The organism is Lacibacterium aquatile (genome assembly GCF_042683105.1).
GTDB lineage: Bacteria > Pseudomonadota > Alphaproteobacteria > Elsterales > Elsteraceae > Lacibacterium > Lacibacterium aquatile.
Window position 1 is genome coordinate 257735 of sequence record NZ_JBHUIP010000003.1, and the last position, 25194, is coordinate 282928.

A 25194-nucleotide genomic window follows, 5' to 3' on the forward strand; every position below is an offset into this window, starting at 1 on the left:
AGGAGTCCCCTCTCCATGCGGGCACGCATGAAGAGGGGCAGGGACGGACGTTAGGCTATTTTGCCTCGGCCATCTTCTGTTTGATGTCCTCGTTGATACGCGTATAGGCATCGGCCAGCGGAATCTCGCCCGCGACCACCTGGCCCAAACGGGCGATGGCGACGGAATAGATCACCGACGACCATTTGTTGGCCGGCATCACCTTGGCGGTATCGGCGAACTTGGAGGTTTCCTTGACGAAGGCGTTCAAGGCTCCCTTGACCTGGGCGTCGTTGGTCTTGAACTCGAGCGCCTGCTTGGCAAGGCTGTCGTTGGCCGGGATGAAGAGGGTGCGCTCGGCAAACTCCTTCATCACAGGCGCGGACGCCAGATACTCCATGACCTTCGCCACGGCTTCGGGGCTCTTGGTGTATTTGACCGCCACGAGACCGGCGCCGCCGGGCATGCCGGTGCAGCCGCCCGGACCGCAGGGGTTCGGCACCGCCATCCAGTCGAAGTTATTGCCGATGGTCTTGGCGAACTGCGGGATCTGCCACGAGCCCGACATATACATGACGAGCTGACCGTTGGAGAATTCCTCGTTCGCGCCCTTGTAGGTCGTGCCCGACACGCCGCCCCAGATTTCCTTGGGCATGGTGCCGTCTTCGTGCCACTTAGCGATCCGTTCGGCCATGGCCTTGAAGCCATCGTCGATCACCGCCGGATTGCCCGAGGCATCGAGGAACTTAGCGCCCATGGAGATGGCGGGACCGGCGAAACGATGGCCCGAACGGTCGAAGGCCAGGGCCATCGGCACGCTCTGCTTATCGGCCACTTCCTTGACGGCCTTGGCCCAATCATCCCAGGTCGCCTTGTCACCCGGCATCTTGACGCCGGCCTGATCGAACAGGGTCTTATTGACGAAGGGGCCGGTGATCGTGACCTGGGTCATGAAGCCGGTCAGGGCATTGGTCTTATCTTCACGCATCCAATCGAGGTAATTCGCGAAGTTATCGTCCCAATATTTGGCATTCTTGAGCATCGGACGCAGGTCGAGCCAATGTTTGGCCAGCGTCTTCAGTTCGGTGACACGCGCGATATCCGGGCCTTTGCCGGATTCAAGCTGCACCGGCAGCGTGTTGCGGATCACGTTATAGGCGACGTGATCGACCACGATGTCGATATCCGGGTTGGCGGCTTCAAAGCGCTTGACGAGATCGTCCAGCACTTCGCCTTCCACACCGTCCGAATACCACATGACACGCACTTGTGTTGCCGCCAGGGCGGGCGTTGCAGCCAACAGGCCGAACAGCGCCGCCGAAGTGGCGAGAGCTGAAAGCTTCCGCATCGATATTCTCCCAAAAACGTCGTTGAACAGGTTCTTCTGACCCTTAACGCGTAGAAATCTTGAGACCCAGGCGCCCTTAGGCGCGCTGGGACGGCAAAGTCACCGCTCCTCCGTCAGCAGCCCGAAGGACACCGGACAAGGTCCAGTCCTTGAAATCGACGCGACGGCCCTCCGCCTGTACCGCCCCGTCCCCGCCAGCCGTAACCGATCCATAGTCGGGATCCGTTACCGTCAGGCTATCGGTTTTAACCACAACCTGACGCAGCATTTCCATCCTGCTCGCAAAACCTGCAAGAGAGCCTTCGGTTGCGATATCGGACACACGCACCAGCCAGCGGGCCGTGCGCCCGGCCAGCCGAACCTCGCAGCCTGCCATCGGACCATCGCTGACCTTGGTCAGCGGGCCGGAGGCCTGGAAGACGGCGAGACCGCCACCGGCACGCACCAGCAGCCGGTCGCCGTCCAGCACCACTTCATCCATCTCGGCCTCGGGCAGCCAGATATGGGTGAAATCCGGCTGTTCCTCGTTCGCCTGGAAGCGGGCGATGGCCAGCCCCTTGTACTGCTGGACCAGCGGCAGCGCGCCGCAACCACCCCAATAGGAGGGACGGCCATACCCCGAGAGGATCGTCTCGCCCGGATGGTTCAGCCAGAACTGCGACTCGGGCTTATCGCCCAGGCGGCCATGGAGCACCGTCTCCTGATAGCCCCACTGGTACGGGCGATAGCCAACCAGCGTGCCCAGGGCATAATGCTGGTTCTTATAGTGATAGAGCGCCGCGAAGGCGTTTTCGCCCTGCGTGAAGGTCCATTCCAGCGGCTCGTCCTTGGCATAGCGGGCATAGTCGCCCAGCACCGGATCGACTTCCAACCCATGGTCGCGCAGGCAGAGCGCCAACTGCGGCAGAGCATGATAGCGACGGCCGTACCAGCCCCGGCCCCACATCAGGCGGGCGATACCGGACAGTTCCAGGGTGCGGCCTGCGCGCAAGGAATGTTCGTAGGAGCGGCCCTGACTGCCGGTCAGCATGCCCTGATGGCAGGAGAGAGCGACCATTTCCAGCAGGCGACGGACAGCCTTGCCCGCGCGCGCCTTCAGATCGGCATCGGGCGCCAGTGCATAGAGCGCGCAGAGGCCCTTGAGGTCGATCGGGAAGTAGGGTGCGGAGTTCCATTCCGCCATCTCGCAGGCTTCGAAATGGTCCATCCATTCGACGAGGCGCTGATAACCGACCTTCGCCTGCTCCGCCCCCTTGCGGCCAGACCGCTTGAAGGTCGCGTCGGGGAACAGGTTCCCCGCCAGATAGCAGCAGGTATGGAACAGCAGCGCGTGGTTTTCCGAGAAATACCACTGCACATCATTACCCGGCTCATCCAGCCAATAGCGGTAGTTCAGGATGGCGGCATCGACATCGGCGCGAACCTTCTCGCCGATATCATTGCCATAGCGGATACGCGACCAGAGCAGCGGCACCAGCAGGAAGTCGGCGCAGTCATAACAATCGGCGATCATCGGGACATAGTCCGCGATCATCTTATCCGTGGCCGCACCCTTCTTGCCGGTGGCAAGGCGGGCCAGCGCGCAGACGGTATCGGCCTCGGCATTTTCCGCCAGATAGTCCAGCGCTTCATGCACGCGGGTCTTGAGGTCGGATGAGGCTTCCCCCTGACGCTCCAGATGGCAGATCTCCACCACCAGCGGGCGGGCCAGGAACATGGCGCCGTCGATCAGCTTGACTTCGAAATGCCGGAAGTCGGCGGGCAGATCCTCGGCATCGCCCAGCGACAGGCGCTTGACGCCCTTCGGCAGATCCCGGCTGATATGGACGTTCTCATAGGACATGAAGTCGCCATGCACATCGACCTCGGCCTTGAGGTCGGCGGCGGTACCTTCAGGCAGCTCAATCGCGACTTCGCCTGCGCCATAGAACGGCTTTTCGAAACGCATCCCGTTCAGCAGACGCTCCAGGCTTTCGGCGCGATCCCCGGCGACCGGAACCGGCAGGGCGACGGCGACCTTGGGGCCGGAAAGATAATCGAGCTGGAAGAAATAGCGCGCGTCGCGTTCGCACAGATCGTCGAACCAGACTTCGATCTCGTTATCGCCCGCCTGCAGGTCGAGGGTGGCTTCGCGCTTGTCTTCATAATTGCGCTGGTACTTGGTCATCCAGAGCGCGGGCTTGCCGTTGACGCTGAGGATCGCACCGCCGCAGGTGCCGAGCAGCACCTTGGCAGGGCCTGCCGTTGCGGCACGCAGGGTGGTGCGGGCGATGGTCTCGACCCGGGTCGGGCGGAACCAGAAGCCCGACAGATCGACACGGTCCGACCCGAAGGGGAACCACCAGCGATGACCCGCGAAGCCGACCGTGGGCTTGGGTTCCTTGTCGCGGAAGGCGAGGGCAAATTCGGTCCGGCATGGATATTCATGCGGGATGAAATTCTTGTCCTTGGTCAGGAAGAAGGTCGCATCCATGCGGCCTTGCATCGCCTTATCGGCAACGTCGTAGCGGCTTTCCTTGGTCTTGGAGAGCTGCCAGTAGCGAATGGCTTCGCCGGACTTCAGGGGACGGATCAGATGGTCCATGTGACTCATATCCTCAGCGCAAGGCCGACAGCGGCAGCGGGCTGACGTCGTTATATTCCTGGTTCTCGCCGGTCATGCCCCAGATGAAGGTATAGGGACCGGTGCCGACACCCATATGGATCGACCAGGAAGGGGAGATGACAACCTCGCCATCCGCGACCACGATATGCCGGGTCTCTTCCGGGCGACCCATCATGTGGAAGACGCGGTTATCGGCATCCAGGTCGAAATAGAGGTAAGCCTCCATCCGGCGTTCATGCAAATGGCAGGGCATGGTATTCCAGACCGACCCCGGCGCGGGCTTGGTGATGCCCATCAGCAGCAGGGCCGAGGGCGCCACTTCCGGGTGGATATACATATTGAGCGTGCGCTTATTGGCGCGCTCCTCTGCGCCCATGGTGATCGGCTTGGCTTCCGCTTTGGTGATCACGCGGGTCGGAAAGTTTTCGCGCGCGGGCGTCGAATTCATATAGAAGCGCGCAGGCTTGCCAGCGTCGGCGCTGGTCATTTCGATCAGTTTCGATCCGCGACCGATATAGAGCGCGTCGCAATTGTCGAGCTTATGGGCAATCCCATCGACCGTCACGGTGCCGGGGCCGCCGATATTGATGACCCCCATCTCGCGGTGGGACAGCAGATGTTCGGTGCCGATATCCTCGCCACCGCCGAAGCTGACCTTGCCCGTGGTGGGCTTGGCGCCGCCGATGATGATGCGGTCGACGTGGGAATAGACGAAACGGCTGTCGTTTTCCGGGAAGAGGTTCTGCACCAGGAAATTGTCGCGCAATTCCTGGGTGTCGTACTTCTTCACGTCATGCGGCGCGTGGCCGTAGCGAACTTCCATAGCCATTTTTTTAGTCCTTCACATGCCGCACGGCTTCCGCCAGCAGCAGGATCGCAAGCGCCTGACCATAGGCGGTCGGCTGGATCGGGATATCCTTATAGAACTGCAGGTCGCGGCCCATGCGCGTGCCGTAGGAGACGTTCAGCACGGTCCCCTGGGTATCGATATTCTGCAGCACGAGATCCAGGGCTTTGAGGCCCGCAACGCGGCCTTCCTCGCCGATCAGACCCAGGCGTGCCGCCTTCAGCAGGCCGTAGGCGAAACCGGCGGTGGCCGAGATTTCGATATAGGAGGTCGGATCGTCCAGCAGCGTGTGCCAGCCGCCATTGGCGTTCTGATATTTCAGCAGCGAGGCGATCTGGGACTTGAGAGTCTCCAGCAGGAACTCGCGCACACCCGGCTGGATGTCGGCGATATCGAGCAGATCCAGGATGCCGGCGGTGATCCAGGCATTGCCGCGCGCCCAGCGGGCGCGGGCGAAGTTGTGGTTCCCCTCGAAAGTCCAGCCATGGAACCAGAGGCCGGTCTCGGTATCGGTGAGGTAGCGGGCATGGACCAGGAACTGGCGGATCGCCTCTTCCTTCAGGTCGCTGCGGCCCGCGCGCTCGCCATAGGAGGCCAGGAACAGCGCCACCATGAACAGCGTATCGTCCCACAACTCGGCCGGGTTCACCCCGTCTGAGACGATGTGCTGGAAGCCCTGCTCCGGCGTGCGGGGCAGTTCCGTCATGATCTTATGCGCGAAACTATCGAGCGTCGGAACCCAGCGCGGATCCTTGGTCGCGCCCCAGAGCAGCGACAGGGTCAGCAGCGGGGCCGAGGTATTGACGTTCAGCTTCGGCAGACCCGCCTTGATGCGCCGGTCGTACCAATCCTCGATCACCTTGCGGTGCGCATCGTTGCCCGAGAACTCCCAATAGCGGAACAGGCCATAGAGCCCGACGCCCTGCGGCCATTCCCAGCTATCGAAGCTGATGTAATCGCCCGGCGTGCCATCGAGATTGGGCTCGTCGAACTGACCTTCATGTTTCAATTGGGTCATGCCCTCGACCAGCTTGTCGAGCTGGGCGATGACCACGGCGCGAGACGCCATAACCGTTCCTCCGAAACGCCGGTTGATCCGGCTGAAATCTTATCCGTGAAGAAGCATTGCACGATCTGCATAAAATCATCATCATGAAAGAAAATTGCAGAAATTGAGCAGATGGCCGACCACGACAAACGCCGCGACCTTCCTCCCCGTACCCGTCTTCAGGATATCGCCGCCCGCTGCGGCGCTTCGCCCAGCACCGTCTCCCGCGCCTTGGCAGGGAAACCCGGCGTGCGCGAGGATCTGCGGAAACTGATCCTGGAAGAGGCCCGCCGCGCCCGGTATCCCACGGGAGTCGGACTGGCGGGGGCAAAGGTACTGGTCGCGGTCTCCAACGTCGCCATGGCCGACTATGCCCGCAACCAGTTCACCTGGTATGTGCTGGAGGGGCTGAAGGAGCGCGCGGCGAGCGTGGAGGCGGAGATTATTCCGATGTCCCTGCATGACGGCGACACCAGCGCCCTGCGCGAGGCCATCGAAAAACAAGAGCCCCAGGGCGTGCTGCTGCTGACGCTCGATTCGCCAGCGATCATCGATGCGGTGCTGGAAATCGGCGTGCCTGCCGTGCTGGTCAATGGCTATGACCCCAGCATGAGCCTGTCGAGCGTCAGCCCAGCCAACCGGGCGGCGGCGCGGCTGGCCACCCAGCATCTGATCGACCATGGCCACCGTGACATCCTGTTCGCCCTGCGCCCCGGCCGCGTAACGATCCAGCGGCGTCTGGAAGGTTGGCGCGACGCCATGAACGAGGCGGGCTTGCCCTGTGGCGATGATCGGGTGCTGAAAGTCACCGACTGGGTGCCGGAACAGGCGGAGGCAGCCTTGGGTCATCACCTCGCCCATCGCGGCTTCGATTTCACGGCGGTCCTGTGCGCGGGCGACAGTCTGGCAGGCGGCATTCTAAAAGGATTGCAGGCACGCGACATCCCGGTGCCGGACAAGGTGTCGGTGATGGGGATGGACGATCTGCCGGTCGTGGAATTCTGGCAGCCGCCGCTCACCGCTATGCATCTGCCGGGGCGCGAGATGGGCGGCATCGCGCTCGATGTGCTTCAGGACGTCATGGTCCGCACCGACATGATGCCGAGGCGCGTGGAACTGGCGTGCAAGCTGGTTAGCAGGCAGTCGGTGGGCCGAGTTTAGTGCTGTCTACAATTTGCAGACAATATCGTCGCCTCTCGACGTCGTCCGAGGATCCATCTTTCAGTAAACCGCGTAGAAGTTAGAGGTTAGCGTTCGCGATGGATGCTCGGGTCAAGCCCGAGGATCACGAGCCTTTTTGTAAGTAGGGATCGTCACATAAACTTCGCAAAACTGACGTCTTGTCTCGTTTGATCGTCCTTAGGGTAGGCCGCTTATCTTTCCCAGGAGACGACAAAAATGACACGAAATCTGCTCATCGGTCTGGGGGCGGTGCTTTTATCCGTGACAGCTGTCCCGGGCATGGCCGATGTGACGTTATCGCCGCTGACGCGTTATGAGACGGGCGTTTTCGAGAAGGGCGCGGCCGAAATCTCGACCTTCGACAAGGACAGCAAGCGCCTGTTCGTCGTAAACGGCGCGACCGCGTCGGTTGATATTTTCGATATGTCTAATCCATCCAAGCTGGTGCCGGTCGGTAAGATCGACATCGCAGCCTATGGCGCGGGCGTCAACAGCGTGGCCTTCAAGAATGGCGTGCTGGCCGCCGCCATCGAAGCAAAGCCCAAGCAGCAGCCGGGTACCATCGCCTTCTTCAAGGCTGACGGTAGCTTCATCTCCAAAGTAACCGCAGGCGCCCTGCCGGACATGATCGGCTTCACCCCCAATGGCCGTTACGTCCTGACCGCCAATGAGGGCGAGCCGAACGACGCCTATGAAGATCCCGAGGGCTCGATCACCATCGTTGATCTGAAGAACGGTGCCGACAAGCTGACCGACGCCGACGTGAAACACGTCAATTTCCAGAAGATCGAGAAGGCGCCCGAAGGCGCGCGCATCGGCAAGCCGGGCCAGACGTTCGCTCAGGATGCGGAGCCGGAATATATCGCCTTCTCCCCTGACAGCCGCACCGCTTACGTGGGGCTGCAGGAAAACAACGCGCTGGCGATGATCGATATCGCTTCGGCTTCGCTGACCAAGGTCGTCGGCCTGGGCTTCCAGGACCATAAGGTCCATCCGCTCGACGCCAGCGACAAGGACGGCGGTATCAACATCAAGAATTGGCAGGTCAAGGGCGTCTATATGCCCGACACGCTGGCGGCCTTTGCCATCGACGGCAAGACCTACATCCTCTCGGCCAATGAAGGCGACGGCCGTGACTATAAGGCCTGGGGGGATGAGGAGCGGATCGCCAAGCTGAAGCTCGACCCCGCCGCTTTCCCGAATGCCGCCGAACTGCAGGACGGAAAGAACCTCGGCCGTCTGAAGGCGATCAAGACCCTGGGCGATGCCAATGGCGACGGTCTGCACGAGGAGATTTACGTCTATGGCGCCCGGTCGTTCTCGATCTGGGATGCCGACGGCAAGCAGGTTGCCGATAGCGGCGCCGACTTCGAAAAGATCACGGCCGAACGTTTCCCGGCCTATTTCAATTCCAGCAGGGACAGCGCCAAGCTCGATGACCGCAGCGACGACAAGGGTCCCGAACCCGAAGGCATCGCCGTGGGGCAGATCGATGGCAAGACCTATGCCTTCATCGGTCTGGAGCGCATGGGCGGCGTCATGATCTATGACGTCTCGACCCCCGCCAAGCCACGCTTCATCGACTATGTCACCAGCCGCGACTTCACGGGCGATCACAAGGGCGGCAAGGCAGGCGATCTTGCCCCCGAAGGCCTGCTGTTCATCGGCGCCAGCGACAGCCCCAACGGCAAACCGCTGCTGGTCGTCACCAGCGAAGTCAGCGGCTCTACGGCGGTATTCGAGGTTGTGAAGAAGTAGGTATTGAGTGTGTGTAGGAAATCCCGCCCTTCGGGGCGGGGTTTTGTATCGGGCTTTTCAAGCAGATCTCGTCAGCCTCGAATCAAGTCCGAGGATGACGAGATTTTGTTTGATCAGCCTAAGCCCCGACCGTCTTGACCATCAGACGGTCCAGGATGCCGACATCGAACGCCTCTTTGATCGGTGGCGTTATCGCGGCCAATCGCTCGATTTCGGCTTCGATAAAACCCTGTAGCGCCGGAATGGCAGGGGCGGCTTCGGCTTCCCCGACATGGCGTTTACGGTCTATCAGATCGTCAATGGCGCGGCGGAGTTCCTTGTCCTTTACCAGCGCATCAACCAGATCCTGGAAGGCCATCGGCACAATACCGCGTCCCTGTTCGATCCAGGCTGCCGCCAACAGGGGGCGTAGGGCGTAGAGATATTTCTTCAAGCGGATACGAGGGGCGGACAGATGCTCCCGATGCGTCCGCCGTCCCATATTGAAATAATGGTGGAAGGAATTTTGCGGCCGATGGGTCGCCTCGGCTGCTGCCTGTATATCGGCAAGAAAGACCGGATCTGCCCGATACACCACCGGCGAGGAGAGCCATTCTATCAGGGTGGCATTACCTTTCTTCAAGAGCCCGAGGGCCTTGCGCAGATCCCAGCCGTTGATATCCAGAACTTCGGTAAGCGGTTCCTCGATCACATCCCGCTGTGGGTCGATCCTCAGATACCACTCCAGCCGGTGCACATAGAGAAACCGCACATCATAGTCGCTATCCGGCGAAGCAAAACCCCAGCCACGACTGCCCGATTCGCAGGCGAAAAGGATGCGCACAGCGTGTGTATGTTCGATCTGCGTCAGGCGCGCCTGGATATCTTCGCGAATCGCCGGATCGATCGGATGGGCGTCAGCGTTTTGCATAGGCCTTCGCTAGCTGGGCTCCCAGGCGTGCGTTGTTCTCGACCAGACGGATGTTGGTCGCGAGCGAGGTGCCGCCGGTCAGTTCCGACACGCGGGCCAGCAGGAAGGGCGTTTCGGCCTTGCCGGTGATGCCCTGTTGGCGGGCCTCGGCCAGGGCCTGATCGATGGCGGTGGTGATCTTTTCCTGCGGCATGGCGAATTCGGCAGGAACCGGATTGGCGATGACGATGCCGCCCGACAGGCCCAGATCCCATTTCGCGGCCATGATCGCCGCGATCTCTTCGACCTTGTCCGCACGGTGGTCGACCTTCAGGCCGGAAGTCGGGGTATAGAAGGCCGGGAAGTCCGCCGTCTGCCAGCCGATGACCGGCACGCCTTGGGTTTCGAGATATTCCAACGTCTTGGGCAGATCCAGGATCGACTTGGCCCCAGCGCAGACCACGGCCACTTCGGTGCGCGACAGTTCGGTCAGATCGGCCGAGATGTCGAAGCTGGTTTCGGCTCCGCGATGCACGCCGCCGATACCGCCGGTCACAAAAATCCGGATCCCGGCCAGACGTGCGCCAATCATGGTCGCCGACACGGTGGTTGCCCCCGGCTTGCCGGTCGCGAGCGCCACAGGTAGATCGCGGCGCGAGAGCTTGGCGATCTCGGCACCATGGCCCATGCGTTCCAGCGCCTCGTCATCCAGGCCGATGCGGATCTTGCCGTCCAGGACAGCGATTGTGGCGGGAATCGCACCGCCATCGCGCAGGATCTGCTCCACCGCGCGGGCGGTTTCCACATTCTGCGGATAGGGCATGCCGTGGCTGATGATCGTCGATTCCAAGGCGACGACCGGCCGACCTTCGGCGATGGCATCGGCAACCTCGGTGTGGATCTGGATCAGCGACGACATATTAAGCTCCAATCTTGGTCAAGGTCCGCCCGGCGGCATCCATGCCCGCCTGCACGGCGTCCATCATGCCGACCCCTTTGGCCAGGGCGGACAGGGTTCCGGCGATCAACGAATCGCCCGCCCCGGTTTCATCGGTAATATCTTCAAGCCGCAGGCGCGGCGTCAGGGCTTCGCGGATACCGGGACCCGCGATTGCGAGGCCATCGGCGCCCTCTGTCACCACCACGGTCAGGTTTCTGCGTCCGGCCACCAGGGTTTCCGCCAGCTCCAGGCCGGTACCGACACCATGGGCAAGTGCGCTCGCCTCGTCCCGATTGCAGAACAGCAGATCGGCCTCGGGCAGGACCGACAGCAATCGCTTGGCCTTGGGCACCGATACGGCGTCCAGCACCAGCAACGTCCCCTCCGGCTTGCGGGTGCCGATATGCCCCAGGGTGACGGGAGCAAGGTTGGCTTCGGCGAACCAGACCGGCCATTCCTTCATGCGATCCAGGCTGGCATCGATGTCGTCGGGGGTCAGCGCCTCATGCACCGCCATATCGGCCCAGGCCACGACCAGCCGGCCTTCGGGACCAATCAGGGCATTATAGGTGGCGGTCGGCAGCTTGCTATGGATGCGCAGCAGGTCGGCATCGATCCCGACGGCCAGCAGATACTGGCGCAGCTCGCGCCCCTCGATGTCGTTGCCGACATAGCCGCAGAAGCCGACCTTCGCCCCAGACTTTGCCAGCCCGGTTGCGACATTACGCGCGACGCCACCGGGCGCCTGCGAGCCGGTCACCGGATTGGACGTCCCCAGCACGACGGGTTTATCGGTCCGCGCAATGCGGTCCCAGTTGATCCCGCCGATGCAGAGGATGCCGCTCATGGATCAGATCCCCCGGCGCCGCTTGGCGGCCGTGACGGTGTTATGCAGCAGGCAGGCGATGGTCATCGGACCCACGCCACCCGGGACAGGAGTAATGGCGCCCGCAACGGCGCTGGCCGTCGCGAAGTCGACATCGCCCACCAGCTTCGTCTTGCCCGGTTCTTTTCCCGGAACGCGGTTGATGCCGACATCGATCACGGTCGCGCCCGGTTTGATCCAGTCGCCTTTCACCATCTCCGGCCGACCCACGGCTGCGACCACGATGTCGGCAGAGCGCACGACAGCGGGCAGATCCTTGGTGCGGGAATGGGCGATGGTGACAGTGCAGCTTTCGGCCAGCAGCAGCTGCGCCATCGGCTTGCCCACGATGTTGGAACGGCCGACGACTACGGCATTGAGCCCGGCAAGGCTGCCGAGCTTGTCTTTCAGCAGCATCAGGCAGCCCAGCGGCGTGCAGGAGACCAGCGCTTCGAGGCCGGTGGCGAGCTTGCCGACGTTCATCGGGTGGAAGCCGTCTACATCCTTGGCGGGATCGATGGTTTCCAGCACCGTCTGGGTATCGATATGGGCGGGCAGGGGAAGCTGGACCAGGATGCCGTCAATGCTGGGGTCGGCATTGAGATCTTTGACGATCTTCAGCAGCGCATCCTGGGTCGTATCGGCGGGCAGCTTATGCTCGACCGACTTCATGCCGACCTCAAGCGTCTGGGCAGCCTTGTTGCGCACATAGACCTGACTTGCCGGATCTTCACCCACCAGCACCACAGCAAGACCAGGTTGCTGGCCCTTGGCGGTCAGGGAGGCGACCTCGACGGCAAGCTGGGCACGCAGATTGGCGGCAAAGGCCTTGCCGTCGATGATGGTTGCGGTCATGGGTGGTCCTCCAAATCCGGCAGCAGACGGGCGATATCTGCTTCGTCACACATAATCCGCAGATGTTTCAAACGTGCGGTTTGGCCGGAGACTAACGATATTGCCGATTTGGGCAAGCGCCAGCGTTTAGAAAGCAAGCCGATCAGACTTGCATTCGCTGCACCCTCGACCGGGGCGGTAGCCACCCGGACTGCCAGATAGCGATGGCCATCCCCGCCATCGACCGGGCCGTCTATGCCGTCGCGCCCCCCTTTTGGCGTCAGTCGGACGGCCAGGGCAAAGCCGCCCTCGATCCGGCGCCAGCAACTCACAGCCAGAGCTTAAGGCAGGAAGGGATAGACGTATCTGGCCAGTACCATGCGCAGGAACTGAATGCCGATGATCAGCACCAGGAAGGACAGATCGACGCCGTTGAAGGCGGGAACAATGCGGCGGATCGGGCGCAGGGCTGGTTCGATAAGTCGGCTCAGAAAATCGCCGACGGTATAGACGAAACGATTGGAGTTGTTGATGACGCCAAAGGCATTAAGCCAGCTCATGACGGCATAAATGATCAACAGCCACCAATAGAGGCCCAGGACCGTATCGATCAGCCAGCCAAGAACACTGCCGTACATGCACCCATCTCCAGTTGTCAGCGACGGGTTTTGTCCCGCCTACCTCCAAGGAAGCTAGCGATGCGCAGGCTGGGCTGCAAGGGGACGGGCACAGCTATTCCGGTGTTCTTGACAGATCTCCGACCCTTCTTCATAGTCCGCGCCCGGAACGGGGCTGTAGCTCAGTTGGGAGAGCGCTGCAATCGCACTGCAGAGGTCGTGAGTTCGAATCTCATCAGCTCCACCAAAGATTTCAAAGGCTTAGCGAGAGATCGCTGGGCCTTTATTTTTGCCTGTAAGCAGACAGCGGAGAATGTGTTGGAAGCCAGTTAGGCCCTGCCGGGTGATAATGCGCTTAAAGGCAGGAAGCTCGGTAATGTTCGGCTTACTGATGAGAAGGTTGCTTAAAAGGCAAATGACGATCTCGCTGAGATCTCCTCGTAACGGTTCTCTCAGCATCGTCGGTTACGCTCTGCAAAAGAGCCGAAAAACCTGTGATCCGACGCCCCCCCATCTCCGTAAAAACGCCGATGGTCATTAAGAGACCGTTTGTGGCAGCTGCTAAGAGATGGTCGATGCTAGATTTCCAAACCGAAGTTGCACAGGATGGCGCGATTGCGATATCGCCGTCGCCAGTGCGGCAAAAGAGGAAATGGATCTTGGAGCAGCGCTCGTCGGCTCAGGAAAGAACTGATCTGACGCTTTTGATGATTCGTGTTTCGCGGGATCGCAACCGCGATGCTTTTATCGCGCTTTATGGTTATTACGCGCCCCGGCTGAAATCCTTCATGCGCAAACTGGGCTGTGGCGAAGCGCAGGCCGAGGATTTGGCTCAGGAAGCTATGCTGCGTGTCTGGCAGCGCGCTGCGGGTTTCGATCCAATGAAATCAAATGTCGGGACGTGGATCTTCACCATCGCCCGCAATCTCAGGGTCGACTTGCTTCGTCAGGAAAGACACCCCGAATTCGATCCTGATGACCCCATCTTAGCACCGAATGGCGATGTCGCTGCAGATGATGCCGTTGCTCTTCGGCAAACTTCTGAACGGGTTAGACAAGCCATCGACCGGCTCCCACCTCAGCAGAGTATCGTGGTCAATCTTTCCTTCTTCGAGGATCAACCGCAGTCTGAGATCGCCGCCCGTCTGGGCATCCCGCTTGGTACCGTCAAATCAAGACTGCGGCTTGCAATGAAATCTATCAGAGCTGTTTTTCAGGATAAAATGTGATGAGCGCGTCCATGCACCCATCCGATGACATTTTGCTCGCCTATGGCGCGGGCTCGCTTGACGAGGCGACCTCGCTGCTGGTGGCGAGCCATCTCACTTTTTGTGGCGAGTGTCGAAAAACTTTGCATGCCATTGAGGCCGTCGGTGGGGCCGTGCTGGAAGATCTTCCTCCCGAGACCATGAAGGAAGATGCGTTGGAGCGAATGCTCGACCGTCTTTCGGAAGAAACAGAGGCGAGACCTGCTCGGTTTCACTCCGAAGCTGCGGGCAGCTTGCCCCGGGTGCTTCAATCTTACATCGGAGGTGATCTCTCTTCGGTGCGTTGGAAGCGGCTTGCCCCGGGATTGGAACATTCCCTCGTGATGAACAGTGGTCGCGCCCGCGCAAGGCTGTATCGAATCGCCCCTGGCATCGCGGTGCCTGACCATGGTCATGGTGGCACCGAGTTGACCTTGGTTTTGCAAGGGGGCTTCAGCGATGGGGAAACCCATTTCGGTCGAGGCGACGTGGCCATAGCCGATAGTGCGACGATCCATCATCCGGTGGCAGATCCCGATGGCGTTTGCATCTGTCTGGCGGTAACGGATGCGCCCTTGCGGTTGACAGGCTTCGTTGGGCGAATGATTTCGCCCTTTATCAAGCTCTAGCCAATTATGAATGGGCCGAACGTCTGGATCACTGGGGCTGGTTCGGGGATAGGGCTGGCTGTTGCTGAACGGATCGCAACTTCGACGAGTCGCGTTATCGTAAGTGGTCGTCGGTTGGAACCGCTGGCCGAATTGGCGGCGCGCCATGCCAATGTTCGGGCTTTGTCATTGGATGTGACGGATCGCGATGCCGTAAGGCAGGCCGTTGCAGAGATCGGCTTAATCGATATCGCGATCCTATGTGCTGGCACTCACCGCCCGACCCCTGCGTCCAACTTCGATGCGCAGAGCGTCAGAAACCTGATCGACACCAACCTTATGGGCATCGTTAATTGCGTGGAGGCTCTGCTTCCACCGATGCTGGAGCGCGGTACCGGCCAACTCGTGCTGGTGGGGTCCGTTGCTGGTTACCGGGGACTACCGACCGCGGCGGGTTATTGTGCGAGCAAGGCAGCAGTCATTGCGCTTGCCGAAGCGCTGCGTCTGGATCTCGCCGATACGGGTGTGGATGTGCGATTGGTCAGCCCAGGTTTTGTGGATACGCCGCTGACCCAGGAAAACAGCTTCCCAATGCCCGATCTGATAACGGCCGAAAAAGCAGCCCAGCATATCCTGAAAGGGCTAGCCAAAAGCGGTTTCGAGATCGCTTTTCCGGCGCGATTTGCTTTCGCAATGCGCTGCCTGCGCCTCCTGCCCGACCGACTTTATTTCCCCCTGATGCGGAAGGTCACCGGATGCTGAATGCCTGGGCCGATTTTTGGCAAAACCTTACCCCGGATAGGATTTCCCGCGTCCGCGCACTCTGCACCTCTGACGTCCGCTTTGTTGATCCTTTTAACGATTTGGTCGGCGTAGAGCGGATGGAGGCCATGCTCCAGCATATGTTTGCGGCTCTCGATACCCCCCGTTTTGTCGTGATCGATCGGGCCATGGGGGAGAAGGCAGGCTATCTGCGCTGGGAGTTCACCTGCAGGTGGTCAGGGAATGCAACTTCCATTAATGGGATGAGCGAGGTTTCCTTCGCCGCCAATGGGCAAGTGGTATCCCATCGTGATCACTGGGATTCTGGCGAGCAGGTCTATGGCCGGGTTCCGCTGCTCGGCAGCGTCATCAAGTTGGTGAAAAAGCGTTTGTCGCTTCCGTCTTCGTAAAGAACAAAGTCACCTGGCCCAATTCGATTCCCCATTTGCGTACACGGGCACGATTGATGACGACGCCGTCGCGCTGCAGAAACATCCAGTCGTCAAAGGCGACCCGCAACGTTCCGTTGCCGATCTTTAGGTCCATGACATAGGACCAGTTGAACGCATTGCCGGTCGCCACACCTTCGGCAACCCCGACAACGTCATCAGCTTCGCCTGCGTAAGTGCCGTCCAGATTCTTCCGAATCCGCCAGATACGAGTGTCGGTCTGGCTGTCGTCGTAGAGAAAGCTTTCATCGAGGGTCAGGCAATAACCGTCCCAGGTGCCTGTGATATCAACACTGAACTGTCGCCGCACGCGGCCGAATCGGTCTTCGAAAATACCCCAGGCTTTTGTTCCGCCCTTGAAGAATTCCTCGGGCAAAAAAGTCGGTTGATGGTTGGCGAAGTCGGTGACCTTCATCATGCCACCTCCCCTTCCGAAAGTACCGGTTCCAGCACAAAATGACTGACATCAATGGCTCCAGATCGGAAACCGGCCCGGCAGTAGGCGATGTAAAAATTCCACAGCCGCTGAAAGCGTTGATCAAACCCTAGCGGTCTTAGTGAAGGCCACGCCTCACCGAAGGCCTTTCCCCAGATCTGCAGCGTTCGGTCATAGTCTTTTCCGAAGCTGCGTCGAGTGTCGGACTTTAGCCCCGCTTGCCTAGCTTGACTTCGGATCGCTTCCAGACTGGGCAACATGCCGCCTGGAAACACGCGTCGCTGAATGAAATCGCAACCGGCGCGATAGGATTCGAATCGGTCATCGGCAATTGTAATGGCTTGCAGACCGATCTTGCCGCCCGGCAAGAGGCGATCGCGCAGCGTTGCGAAGAAGCGCGGCCACCAGCGTTCACCGACCGCTTCGATCATCTCGATGGATACGATCCGGTCGAACTGGCCCTCGACATCCCGATAATCCTGCAGCCTGATCTCTACGTTATCTGACAGACCTTGAGCAGCCATACGCTTGGTTGCCCAATCATGCTGCTCGCGTGAGAGCGTGAGGCCGACGACGTGGGCGCCATAATCTCGGGCCGCAATCTCTGCAAAACCGCCCCAGCCGCAACCGATTTCCAGGACTCTCATACCGGGCGCCAAACCAATATCGTCCGCCAATGCACGATACTTGCGGATCTGGGCACCCTCGAGACTATCCGCTTCCGATTCAAAAAGGGCCGCCGAATAGGTCATTCCCGGATCCAGCCAACGGGAATAGAAGGCGTTGCCCAAATCATAGTGAGCTTCAATGTTTCGGCGGCTGCCGCGGCGGGTGTTATCGTTCAAACGATGCCATACGCGCCCCAGTAGTCGGGCGATCATATGGCCCCCTAGGCCGGTCGCATTTCGATCCCCTAATTCTAGCAAGGCTGTCAGGTCCGGACTGTCCCAGTCGCCATCGAGATAGGCGTCACCGAAGCCGACGGCTCCCTCAAGCGCCAGCCGGCGTAAAGCCCGAGCCCTGTGGATGACCAATGTCGCCTGGGGGCCATGGTGTTTGCCGCTCAAAAACCGGCTCTCGCCCGAGGGCATGATGATGGTTAGGTTCCCTATTTCGAGATGAGGACCGATGAAATGGGGAATGAGCCGGTCGAGCAGCGCACCAGGCCCAAGAAGAAGCGGCCAGATGGACGTCAGCGTAGTCATTGAGATTCCCCTTGCGGACAGTAGGAAACAGCATCAGCAGGCGGCGGAGGCTTACGAAAAAACGGAGCGCCTTTCAGCCAAAGACGCAGAGCTTCGAGGTGGATGCCGCCCCAAATCTTGAGTGGCAGAAGAGGATATGCTGCGGCACAGCCAGCGAGGGCGGCATCGCTTAGCTCGATCCGCCTCCCGACATAACTGGCGATCATTGTGGGCTGGCCACTGCTGGCGGTCAGCCGGATCGTCTGGGCAAAGCTCTCGCCCGGCGGCCGGAGGGTAAAACGATAGACTCCCTCTGGTGCAATAAGAGGGGAAACGTGGAAGTGTTTGTCGGCCTTATGCATCACCGTCCTGCTCGCGGTATGCATGGCGGGGACGAGATAAGAATGACGTTCCCCGAAGGTGTTATGGACCTGGTAAAGGATTGCGCTGAGACGCTCGTCAGCGTCATGGCAGAACCATGTCGTGAGAGGCGTAAAACCGCGGCCGAGCAACCGAGGAAACAAATGAATCCGAACAGGACCATCCGCCGCTATTCCGTGGTTTGAGAGCAATCCCTCTATCCAACTGCGCGGGTCCGCACCATCTCCCAAGTCTCGGTCCTGTATAGAAAACAGATTAAACTTGTTATGAGAAAAGAGACGCAGGCCCAATTGGCAAATTTCATCGAGGTCGATTAGCATCGACATCACGTTGTAGTTGAAACGGTGCCCGATCGGATCCAGCCGATGGTGCATCACCTGACCACGATAGAGGCAGGAAACCGCCACGTTAGACCGCCTCTGGCGCTATCGCGCTTGTGCTGGTCCTGCCCCTCAATTGGGTTGCAACAGCGAGACCGGAGGTCACGGCATCCTCGTGGAATCCATAACCCGTATAGGAGCCACAGAACCAGGTTCGCCTCACACCCTGCAGATGTTGCAGTTGCCTTTGAGCGGCCATCGCTGAGGTATCAAAGATGGGATGGTCATAAGTGAAGGTCCGATGGACCAGTGCCGGATTTGGCTGGATAATCGGATTAAGGGTCACGAAGAGGGGCAGTTTGTCCGAAAGGCTCTGGAGGCGGTTCATCCAATAGGTGACGCATAGTTGCTGTTCGTCCTGACCACCACCTGTCCCGAGGTAGTTCCAGGCCGACCAGATTTTTTCTCGCCGTGGCATCAAGTGCGGATCAGAATGCAGCACCGCCAGATTCGGCTGATATTTGAACGCAGAAAGGAAATTTTTTTCCTCGGGTGTTGCGTCCGCTAGCAACGTCAGGGCCTCGTTCGCGTGACAAGCCAGCACAACATCATCAAATTCATGGGTATCGCCCTTGCCGGTCTCCAGGATCACCCGATCATCGCGCCGACGCAGGGACCGCACTCCGGCATTCAGATGAACCCTGCCGTTTATTCCCCCCGCTATACGTTTGACATATTCCCGGCTGCCACCAATGACGGTACGCCATTGTGGGCGCCCCTTAAGTTGGAGCAGCCCATGATTGACGCAGAAACGGATAAAACTTTTGGCGGGGAATGAAAGCATCGTCTTGGCTGGTGCCGACCAGATGGCGGCGGCCATCGGCAACAAATGATCCTGCACGAAAGCGCGTCCGTAGGCTTTTTCCTTCAGATAGTCGCCAAGGCTGATATTGTCCGTGGACACTAGAAGCGAAGGGGCCTCTCGATAGAAGCGCAGGATATCTGCGACCATCGACCAGAAGCGTGGGCGGAATAAATTTACGGGCTGACCGAATAAGCCCGTCAGTTTTCCCCCCGCATATTCGAACTTGCCGTTGCCTATCGAAACGCCGAAGGACATTTCTGTCGGTTGTGTCGCGACGCCGAGTTCTGCAAATAGCTTCACAAGATTGGGATAGTTGAGGTCGTTGTAGACGATAAAACCGGTATCAACGGCGATTGATGTGCCGTCGGCGGCTGCCACCTCAACCGTATTCGCGTGGCCCCCGAGATAGTCCGCCTTCTCGAAGAGCGTCACCTCATGCTGATCGCGCATCGACCAGGCAGCAGCCAGACCTGCTGCACCGGAACCGATGACAGCAACGCGGCGGGAAAGAGGGCGAGTGTAATCTTTCATGATCCGTCTCGTCTATTGCACCGCGTTTCTACGTGCCGCGCTCAAGATCGGATCACCACCGGGAAGCCATCATTTTGGCCATGGAGATGCCATGCGCCCGGATCCGGTTCGGTGCTTTGGTCGAACGGACGTGATCTGAAGCACGGCGCCGTCGCTATTCGCAAAATGGGCGGTTTATTAAATAGCCGCTGGATTTCTGGACGGCTGGACACCTGAAATGAGACAAAGCGAACTTAAGTGACGAGTGCAAGCGTTCGGGGGCGTGAGATTACCGAGCAGGTCTATTCAAGAGACCAATGCTCAAGCGGCAACCCCGACCTTTCTCAAGGATCTTGCCACCTGTTGGCTGTCGTAGGGTTTTTCCAGGACGACCAGATGGGGGTCGGCGCCCCATGTCTCGATCAGATGATGGGGATTATAGCCGCTGGCCAGGATAATCGGCATTTCGGGATAGCGCGCGCGGATTTCCCGGGCCAAGAGATCACCTTTCTCGTCCGGCAGCCCGATGTCGGTGACGATAAGCGAAAAAGGTGCGGATGCCGCTGCGATGAGGGCGCGTGCTTCGGCGGCGCTACCGGCTTCGGAGACGCTGTAGCCCAGTTGGGATAGCATCTCGCTGGTCAGCATACGGATCATCACCTCATCCTCGATCAAGAGAACCCGGCGAGGCTCTGTTTGCGAAGGAACAGGTGTATTAGCGGGACGGGACAGCAGGTCGCGGATATGTTTAGCCAAAGTCTCGCTGGTAAAGGGCTTGTTCAGTAGATCGACGCCTTGATCGAGTTTGCCGTCATGCACGAAGGTTTCCGCTGCATAGCCCGAGGTGAACAGCACCCGAAGGTTGGGGTATCGTAACCGCGCCAAATCCGAGAGAGCGCGACCGTTCATGCCGCCCGGCAGGCCGACGTCGGTGAACAACAGGCAGACCTCGGGGTGAGTTTCCAGTACGCCAAGGGCCTCGGCGCCGTTCTCCGCCTCCAGCACCCCATAGCCGAGGTCTTTCAGCAGATCGGTTGAGTAGGCCCGGACGTCCGGTTCGTCCTCTACCACGAGAACCACTTCTTCCCGACTGCCGCGGGCAATGTCGACCGGAGGTTTAACTACAGGCGCGGTCTCGGGCATTTCACCCTGGAAAGGTGGCAGGAAAATCTCGACGGAAGCTCCTTCGCCGGGTTTGGTCTGCAGGCGGATATAGCCGCCGGACTGCCGGACAAATCCATAGACCTGACTGAGCCCGAGACCAGTTCCTTGGCCGACATCCTTGGTCGTGAAGAAGGGATCGAACGCGCGTTCCGCAATCTGCTGGCTCATGCCGATACCGGTATCGCTGACGCAGATCCGAACGTAATCGCCTGCGGGCAGGGCCGGATCGCCGGGCTTCGGAATCGAGCAATTCTCAGTCTTGATGGTCAGAGTGCCGCTGTCCGGCATGGCATCGCGACCGTTTACCGCGAGGTTGAGCAGAGCTGCTTCAAGCTGGTTGGCATCGATGTTGATGGGCTGAACGTCGGCTGCAAGGCTGATGTTGAGTTTAATATGTTCCCCAAGCGTGCGCCCAAGCAGGGAGGATATTTCTTCGACGATATCGTTGGTGCGAGTGGGCTGGGGATGGAGGGGCTGCTTGCGCGCGAAGGCCAGCAGGCTGTGGGTCAGGGCGGCGGCCCGGTCGGCCCCGCGCGACGCGTTTTCAATGGCAGAGAACATCGCCGTCGTGTCGCTGCGGCCGCTTTCCACCTGGCGGCGCAGGCTCGCGAGATTACCAAGTATAATGGTCAGCAGATTGTTGAAGTCATGGGCCACACCGCCAGTTAGCTGACCGATGGTTTCCATCTTCTGCGACTGGCGCAGCTTCTGCTCGGTGCGTTCGCGCTCCTCAATCTCGGCTTTGAGGAGGGCGTTTGCCTGTTCCAACTCGCGGGTGCGCTCGTCGACCCGGCGTTCCAGCGAACCATGGCTATACTGGAGCGCCTCCTCGGCCTGGCGCTGTTCGGTGCGGTCCCGCAGGATTTTGATGAAACCGCCGCTCTTGCCCCCCTGAAGGCGCATGGTGGCGCCATTCGCCCACAGGAGGCTGCCGTCGCGGCGCTTCATCCAGCGGCTGGCTTCCACCTGGTTTTCGCGTTGAGCGGTGTCCAGCTCGACAGTCGATACGCCCGCTGCGACATCGGCATCGGTATAGAGCCTATCCAGCGTCAGGCCGATGGCCTCTTCTTCGCGCCAGCCGAAGATTTCAGCCGCACCGCCGCTCCAACCGATAATGACGCCAGCTTCATCCAGGGTCATGATCGCATATTCGGTCGCGCTGGCCATGATGGCCTGCAACTGACCTTCCGAGAGACGCAGAGCGGTTTCGGCCTCGCGGATGCGTAGGAGTGCCTTGACTGACGCCAGCAGTTCGGCCGGTTCCACCGGTTGGGTCAGATAGGAATCGGCGCCGCCTTCCAGGCCGCGCACCCGGTCGCTGCCGGTCACGAAGGAGGCGGAAATCTGCAAGATCAGGACGTCGGGATAATCCTGTTTGATCCTGCGGCAGACTTCGAAGCCGTTGATGTCCGGCAGATTGACGTCGAGCAGAACCAATGTGGGCTGGGACTGCCGGATGCTCTCCAGCGCCTCGAAACCCGTTACCGCCTCGGTGACGTGATACCCGGCCCTGCGCAGCGAATGTGTCTTGGCGTAGCGGATTGCCTCGGTGTCATCGACATTCAGGATCGTCGGCATATCAGATGTCATCGGCTTCCTGTCCGGGCTGCGCCAATAGCGGCAAGAAGGGTTTCGGCCGTCAGGTTTTCCTTGGGGAGGATCGCCTCGATCCCTTCCAGCCGCGCGCGAACGGCAGAAGTAACCGCAAGAGATGTCGAAACGATGACGGGGATACCGGAGGTGCCAGGGGTTTTTTTGAAGGCCTCGTAGAAGTCGAACCCATTCATGTTCGGCATCTGCAGATCCAGCAATATGACGTCGGGACTCACTGCCTGCACCTTTTTCAAACCCTCCACGCCATCGACTGCCTCAATGATTTCGAAGCGATCACCGCTACCCATAAGCATTTGACGCAGCACATAGCGGAAAGTTTCATCGTCATCGACGATCAACAGGCTGCAGGTGGCTTGCTGAGGGGTCGAAGAGTTGGATCTGCCATCTTCCGCTAGGCGCTGTGTTTCCAGGCGAGCGGGGATGACCAGGCGGAAAATCGATCCGGCGCCGAGGGTGCTTTCCACCGAAACATCGCCGAACAGCAGCTTGGCCAGCTTGCGGGCCAATGGTAGACCGAGGCCGGTTCCCTTGACGCCCTGCTGCAAGGCATTGGGGACCTGGGTGAATTCTTCGAACACACGGTGGATATCGTCGGGGGCGATTCCGATGCCAGTATCCTGTACGGCAAATTCGATCCGATTGTCGGACAGCAGGGTCGCGGAAACCCGCACCTCGCCTTTCTCGGTGTATTTGAGGGCATTGGAGATGAAATTGCGCAGGATCTGCGCCAGCTTGCCTTCGTCGGTATAGAGCGTCGGCAGTCCGGGGGTACTGATGAAAACAAGCTCCACCTGTTCGCGCGTCTGCAAGGGCTTCAAAGCACCGCGCAGGCCCCCGAACAGTTCGGTGACGGTGAAGCCGACCGGCCGCACGTCCAACTTGCCTGCTTCCACCTTCGCCAGATCCAGCAGGTCATTCACAAGGTCGGTCAGACTTTCGGCTGATTTGCGGATATAGCCGACCTGCCGTGTCTGCTCGGGCTCCAGTGTGCCGTCGGTTTGATCCAGCAGCATGCGGGACAGGGCCAGGATGGAATTGAGTGGCGTGCGGAACTCGTGACTCATGTGGGAGAGGAAGCGGGATTTGATCTCGCTGGCCTGACGCAGCTGTTCGGCCCGCTCATCCAGTTCGGCATAAAGGGCGACCACGCCTCGGTTGGTGTCTTCCAACTCGTCGTTGAGATGCGCCATCTCATCCTGTTTCGAGCGCAATTCCTGGAGGCTCAGCAGCAGTTCGCGGTTCTGGTCGCGCAGGAGGGCCAGCGGATCGTCGCGACGTTCGCGGGTCAGCGCCTTCACCACCTCTTCCAGCTTCTCGCGGGTGAAGGCGGGGGAGGCGGGCAGCGTCTTGCCCAGTTCGACAATTGTCTCTCCAGGCTTGCTGGCGATCACGAATCGGTCCGCTAATCGTCTGGCGCCGGGGATGCCGAGACCCATGCCGGTCGGCGAGCGATAACGCCCGCCCAGAATCGCCTCGAGATCGGCGATACCGGGTCCATGGTCGGTAATCTTTATCATGAAGATGAAGCTGGATTTATCCGGCGTCAGATAAAATTCCGCCTTTCCGCCGCTGCCATAGCCAAAGGCGTTGCGGGCAATCTCTGAGACGGCGGTGGCGATCCGGGTCTGTCCCAGAACATCACACCCGATAAGCTCGGCAATCCGGTGGGTATAGTGCCGAACCGCCACGACATCGCTCTCGGTCGTGATTGGCGTTGTCAGGATTGGCCAGTTCACGGTGCACCACTCCCGACGACAATTGTCATATCGTCGCGATCCCGCTTGTTGTCGCGGAAAAGAGTGGCGGCGATCATGGTCGGTGGTGCGGTCAGCAAGCCTGGATATCGGTCGACGACCCAACTATTGCTAAGACCGTCGGAATGCAGCACGACGGTCGGCGTGCCGATAAAGGGATATTCAAAGGCCTGTATCCGCCGCGCGTTCAGCCCGACCGTCCCATTGTGGCAGACCATGCGCTTTGCCTGACCGCCCGATAGCAACACACCGGCCACATTACCGATCCCCGCGAAAACAACCACCCTGCGCTCGTAGTCGAACCGGGCGATGGAGACGGCGGCTCCGCGCGTATGGCGGATACCATCATGGATGATTTCGAGAATCTCGGTCGGAGAGGCCCCCAGGTTGGCCGAGAACAGCCGGGCTGCTTCGGTCGAGGCGATTGCAGCTTCGGGGCCGTGTCCCAGCCCGTCCGCCACCATGATAATGTCGGTGCGGTCCTGACGATTGGCATCGGCAAAAGCAGCCCAGCTATCGCCGCAGCTTTCCTCGCCGGGTTTGGGCGCATCGATCCCGGCCCAGGGGGCGCGGGGATTGCCGGTGCCCGAGTGGCGGGCCCGTAGCCGTGTCGAGACAGCGGTGCCGATTTGAACAATCGAGAGGACTGAAAAATCATCGGACAAACGTTTGATGGCGCCAAGCCCATGGCCGGAACTGCCAGCCGTCGAAAACCCATCCTCCATGGCGTTGCCGATGTTGCGGATGCCTGGCCCCTGGTCGATGGCGATCAGTTCAACCCCATCGCCCGAGGCATCGCTGAACAGGCCGACCAGAATTTCCCCGCGTTGAGCATGGCGGGAGATGTTGGTGGCAAGTTCCGTCGCGACCAGCGCCACCCGGCCGCTGTCCTCCTCGTCGAATCCTGCCCGTGTTGCTATCGCAACAGCACCGCGGCGTACTTCGGAGACCTGGCTCGCGTCGCTGATGGTGAACAGGATCACGGCGC

At 60.1% G+C, this 25194-nt stretch carries 23 protein-coding genes and 1 tRNA gene; 7 read left to right on the top strand and 17 right to left on the bottom strand.

Annotated features, from left to right (window positions below; all coding sequences use genetic code 11):
* Positions 1 to 55 precede the first annotated feature (55 nt).
* The 4 genes from ACFSM5_RS03190 to bglB form a co-directional block, all read right to left on the bottom strand.
* Positions 56 to 1327, bottom strand: coding sequence for an ABC transporter substrate-binding protein (locus ACFSM5_RS03190; protein ID WP_379874791.1), 1272 nt, complete (start codon positions 1325 to 1327; stop codon positions 56 to 58).
* Positions 1328 to 1403: 76 nt separating this feature from the next.
* Positions 1404 to 3911: a hypothetical protein gene (locus ACFSM5_RS03195; RefSeq protein ID WP_379874792.1), complete on the bottom strand. Its 2508-nt coding sequence runs from the start codon at positions 3909 to 3911 to the stop codon at positions 1404 to 1406.
* A 13-nt stretch (positions 3912 to 3924) separates the two neighbouring features.
* Positions 3925 to 4761 (bottom strand): 5-dehydro-4-deoxy-D-glucuronate isomerase, encoded by an 837-nt coding sequence (gene kduI / locus ACFSM5_RS03200; protein WP_379874793.1) that lies wholly within the window; start codon positions 4759 to 4761, stop codon positions 3925 to 3927.
* Between the two features lie 4 nt (positions 4762 to 4765).
* Positions 4766 to 5848: a beta-galactosidase BglB gene (gene bglB, locus ACFSM5_RS03205; protein ID WP_379874794.1), complete on the bottom strand. Its 1083-nt coding sequence runs from the start codon at positions 5846 to 5848 to the stop codon at positions 4766 to 4768.
* Positions 5849 to 5959: 111 nt separating this feature from the next.
* On the opposite strand from bglB, the gene ACFSM5_RS03210 reads away from it, so the two are divergent.
* Positions 5960 to 6988: a LacI family DNA-binding transcriptional regulator gene (locus ACFSM5_RS03210; protein ID WP_379874795.1), complete on the top strand. Its 1029-nt coding sequence runs from the start codon at positions 5960 to 5962 to the stop codon at positions 6986 to 6988.
* Between the two features lie 237 nt (positions 6989 to 7225).
* Entirely contained in the window at positions 7226 to 8767 is a 1542-nt protein-coding gene (locus ACFSM5_RS03215; RefSeq protein ID WP_379874796.1) for a choice-of-anchor I family protein, read from the top strand.
* 118 nt (positions 8768 to 8885) lie between these two features.
* On the opposite strand, the gene ACFSM5_RS03220 is transcribed toward ACFSM5_RS03215, so the two are convergent.
* Genes ACFSM5_RS03220 through ACFSM5_RS03245 form a run of 6 tightly spaced genes read right to left on the bottom strand, consistent with a single transcriptional unit; the run spans position 8886 to position 12933 of the window.
* Positions 8886 to 9677, bottom strand: coding sequence for a nucleotidyltransferase domain-containing protein (locus ACFSM5_RS03220; RefSeq protein WP_379874797.1), 792 nt, complete (start codon positions 9675 to 9677; stop codon positions 8886 to 8888).
* Positions 9664 to 10575, bottom strand: coding sequence for a pseudouridine-5'-phosphate glycosidase (locus ACFSM5_RS03225; protein ID WP_379874798.1), 912 nt, complete (start codon positions 10573 to 10575; stop codon positions 9664 to 9666). Before ACFSM5_RS03225 ends, ACFSM5_RS03220 begins: the two co-directional genes overlap by 14 nt.
* Position 10576: 1 nt before the next feature.
* Complete coding sequence (locus ACFSM5_RS03230; RefSeq protein ID WP_379874799.1) at positions 10577 to 11443, bottom strand: carbohydrate kinase family protein; 867 nt, start codon at positions 11441 to 11443, stop codon at positions 10577 to 10579.
* 3 nt (positions 11444 to 11446) lie between these two features.
* Positions 11447 to 12316: a bifunctional methylenetetrahydrofolate dehydrogenase/methenyltetrahydrofolate cyclohydrolase FolD gene (folD, locus tag ACFSM5_RS03235; protein ID WP_379874800.1), complete on the bottom strand. Its 870-nt coding sequence runs from the start codon at positions 12314 to 12316 to the stop codon at positions 11447 to 11449.
* Positions 12313 to 12627, bottom strand: a complete 315-nt coding sequence (locus ACFSM5_RS03240; protein ID WP_379874801.1) for a DUF167 family protein — start codon at positions 12625 to 12627, stop codon at positions 12313 to 12315. The genes folD and ACFSM5_RS03240 overlap by 4 nt, the downstream gene beginning before the upstream one ends.
* 9 nt (positions 12628 to 12636) lie before the next feature.
* Complete coding sequence (locus ACFSM5_RS03245; RefSeq protein WP_379874802.1) at positions 12637 to 12933, bottom strand: YggT family protein; 297 nt, start codon at positions 12931 to 12933, stop codon at positions 12637 to 12639.
* 150 nt (positions 12934 to 13083) lie between these two features.
* Between ACFSM5_RS03245 and ACFSM5_RS03250 the strand changes: the two genes are divergently transcribed.
* The 5 genes from ACFSM5_RS03250 to ACFSM5_RS03270 all read left to right on the top strand — a co-directional run bounded on the left by ACFSM5_RS03250 (position 13084) and on the right by ACFSM5_RS03270 (position 15939).
* Positions 13084 to 13159: transfer RNA gene (locus tag ACFSM5_RS03250), tRNA-Ala, on the top strand.
* Positions 13160 to 13487: 328 nt separating this feature from the next.
* Complete coding sequence (locus ACFSM5_RS03255) at positions 13488 to 14141, top strand: sigma-70 family RNA polymerase sigma factor (protein ID WP_379874803.1); 654 nt, start codon at positions 13488 to 13490, stop codon at positions 14139 to 14141.
* Complete coding sequence (locus ACFSM5_RS03260; RefSeq protein ID WP_379874804.1) at positions 14141 to 14788, top strand: ChrR family anti-sigma-E factor; 648 nt, start codon at positions 14141 to 14143, stop codon at positions 14786 to 14788. The genes ACFSM5_RS03255 and ACFSM5_RS03260 overlap by 1 nt, the downstream gene beginning before the upstream one ends.
* A 6-nt stretch (positions 14789 to 14794) precedes the next feature.
* Positions 14795 to 15529, top strand: a complete 735-nt coding sequence (locus tag ACFSM5_RS03265; protein ID WP_379874805.1) for an SDR family NAD(P)-dependent oxidoreductase — start codon at positions 14795 to 14797, stop codon at positions 15527 to 15529.
* Positions 15523 to 15939 carry a nuclear transport factor 2 family protein gene (locus ACFSM5_RS03270; protein ID WP_379874806.1) on the top strand — a complete coding sequence of 139 codons (417 nt, stop codon included), beginning with the start codon at positions 15523 to 15525 and terminating at the stop codon, positions 15937 to 15939. Before ACFSM5_RS03265 ends, ACFSM5_RS03270 begins: the two co-directional genes overlap by 7 nt.
* Here ACFSM5_RS03270 and ACFSM5_RS03275 read toward each other — a convergent pair.
* From ACFSM5_RS03275 to ACFSM5_RS03305, 7 genes are all read right to left on the bottom strand, one after another.
* Positions 15899 to 16396 (bottom strand): DUF3833 domain-containing protein, encoded by a 498-nt coding sequence (locus tag ACFSM5_RS03275; RefSeq protein ID WP_379874807.1) that lies wholly within the window; start codon positions 16394 to 16396, stop codon positions 15899 to 15901. The two genes, ACFSM5_RS03270 and ACFSM5_RS03275, sit on opposite strands and share 41 nt — an antisense overlap.
* On the bottom strand, positions 16393 to 17619 hold the full coding sequence (locus ACFSM5_RS03280) for a class I SAM-dependent methyltransferase (RefSeq protein WP_379874808.1): 1227 nt from the start codon (positions 17617 to 17619) through the stop codon (positions 16393 to 16395). Before ACFSM5_RS03280 ends, ACFSM5_RS03275 begins: the two co-directional genes overlap by 4 nt.
* A complete protein-coding gene (locus ACFSM5_RS03285; protein ID WP_379874809.1) occupies positions 17616 to 18386 on the bottom strand; it encodes a DUF1365 domain-containing protein in 771 nt (256 codons plus the stop codon). The genes ACFSM5_RS03280 and ACFSM5_RS03285 overlap by 4 nt, the downstream gene beginning before the upstream one ends.
* A gap of 1 nt (position 18387) precedes the next feature.
* Positions 18388 to 19695: an NAD(P)/FAD-dependent oxidoreductase gene (locus ACFSM5_RS03290; RefSeq protein WP_379874810.1), complete on the bottom strand. Its 1308-nt coding sequence runs from the start codon at positions 19693 to 19695 to the stop codon at positions 18388 to 18390.
* 300 nt (positions 19696 to 19995) lie between these two features.
* Positions 19996 to 22428, bottom strand: a complete 2433-nt coding sequence (locus tag ACFSM5_RS03295; protein WP_379874811.1) for a response regulator — start codon at positions 22426 to 22428, stop codon at positions 19996 to 19998.
* Positions 22425 to 24188, bottom strand: a complete 1764-nt coding sequence (locus tag ACFSM5_RS03300; protein WP_379874812.1) for an ATP-binding response regulator — start codon at positions 24186 to 24188, stop codon at positions 22425 to 22427. Before ACFSM5_RS03300 ends, ACFSM5_RS03295 begins: the two co-directional genes overlap by 4 nt.
* A complete protein-coding gene (locus tag ACFSM5_RS03305; protein ID WP_379874813.1) occupies positions 24185 to 25189 on the bottom strand; it encodes an ATP-binding protein in 1005 nt (334 codons plus the stop codon). Before ACFSM5_RS03305 ends, ACFSM5_RS03300 begins: the two co-directional genes overlap by 4 nt.
* Positions 25190 to 25194 lie beyond the last annotated feature (5 nt).

What these genes read in the sequence shown, in the direction of transcription:
- ACFSM5_RS03210 (WP_379874795.1), top strand. Translation starts at nt 5,960, where the DNA reads ATGGCCGACCACGACAAACGCCGCGACCTTCCTCCCCGTACCCGTCTT.
- bglB (WP_379874794.1), bottom strand. Translation starts at nt 5,848, where the DNA reads ATGGCGTCTCGCGCCGTGGTCATCGCCCAGCTCGACAAGCTGGTCGAG.
- ACFSM5_RS03270 (WP_379874806.1), top strand. Translation starts at nt 15,523, where the DNA reads ATGCTGAATGCCTGGGCCGATTTTTGGCAAAACCTTACCCCGGATAGG.
- ACFSM5_RS03290 (WP_379874810.1), bottom strand. Translation starts at nt 19,695, where the DNA reads ATGAAAGATTACACTCGCCCTCTTTCCCGCCGCGTTGCTGTCATCGGT.
- ACFSM5_RS03275 (WP_379874807.1), bottom strand. Translation starts at nt 16,396, where the DNA reads ATGATGAAGGTCACCGACTTCGCCAACCATCAACCGACTTTTTTGCCC.
- ACFSM5_RS03260 (WP_379874804.1), top strand. Translation starts at nt 14,141, where the DNA reads ATGAGCGCGTCCATGCACCCATCCGATGACATTTTGCTCGCCTATGGC.
- ACFSM5_RS03230 (WP_379874799.1), bottom strand. Translation starts at nt 11,443, where the DNA reads ATGAGCGGCATCCTCTGCATCGGCGGGATCAACTGGGACCGCATTGCG.
- ACFSM5_RS03280 (WP_379874808.1), bottom strand. Translation starts at nt 17,619, where the DNA reads ATGACTACGCTGACGTCCATCTGGCCGCTTCTTCTTGGGCCTGGTGCG.
- ACFSM5_RS03190 (WP_379874791.1), bottom strand. Translation starts at nt 1,327, where the DNA reads ATGCGGAAGCTTTCAGCTCTCGCCACTTCGGCGGCGCTGTTCGGCCTG.
- ACFSM5_RS03255 (WP_379874803.1), top strand. Translation starts at nt 13,488, where the DNA reads ATGCTAGATTTCCAAACCGAAGTTGCACAGGATGGCGCGATTGCGATA.
- ACFSM5_RS03225 (WP_379874798.1), bottom strand. Translation starts at nt 10,575, where the DNA reads ATGTCGTCGCTGATCCAGATCCACACCGAGGTTGCCGATGCCATCGCC.
- ACFSM5_RS03245 (WP_379874802.1), bottom strand. Translation starts at nt 12,933, where the DNA reads ATGTACGGCAGTGTTCTTGGCTGGCTGATCGATACGGTCCTGGGCCTC.
- ACFSM5_RS03220 (WP_379874797.1), bottom strand. Translation starts at nt 9,677, where the DNA reads ATGCAAAACGCTGACGCCCATCCGATCGATCCGGCGATTCGCGAAGAT.
- ACFSM5_RS03195 (WP_379874792.1), bottom strand. Translation starts at nt 3,911, where the DNA reads ATGGACCATCTGATCCGTCCCCTGAAGTCCGGCGAAGCCATTCGCTAC.
- ACFSM5_RS03265 (WP_379874805.1), top strand. Translation starts at nt 14,795, where the DNA reads ATGAATGGGCCGAACGTCTGGATCACTGGGGCTGGTTCGGGGATAGGG.
- ACFSM5_RS03295 (WP_379874811.1), bottom strand. Translation starts at nt 22,428, where the DNA reads ATGACATCTGATATGCCGACGATCCTGAATGTCGATGACACCGAGGCA.
- folD (WP_379874800.1), bottom strand. Translation starts at nt 12,316, where the DNA reads ATGACCGCAACCATCATCGACGGCAAGGCCTTTGCCGCCAATCTGCGT.
- ACFSM5_RS03215 (WP_379874796.1), top strand. Translation starts at nt 7,226, where the DNA reads ATGACACGAAATCTGCTCATCGGTCTGGGGGCGGTGCTTTTATCCGTG.
- kduI (WP_379874793.1), bottom strand. Translation starts at nt 4,761, where the DNA reads ATGGCTATGGAAGTTCGCTACGGCCACGCGCCGCATGACGTGAAGAAG.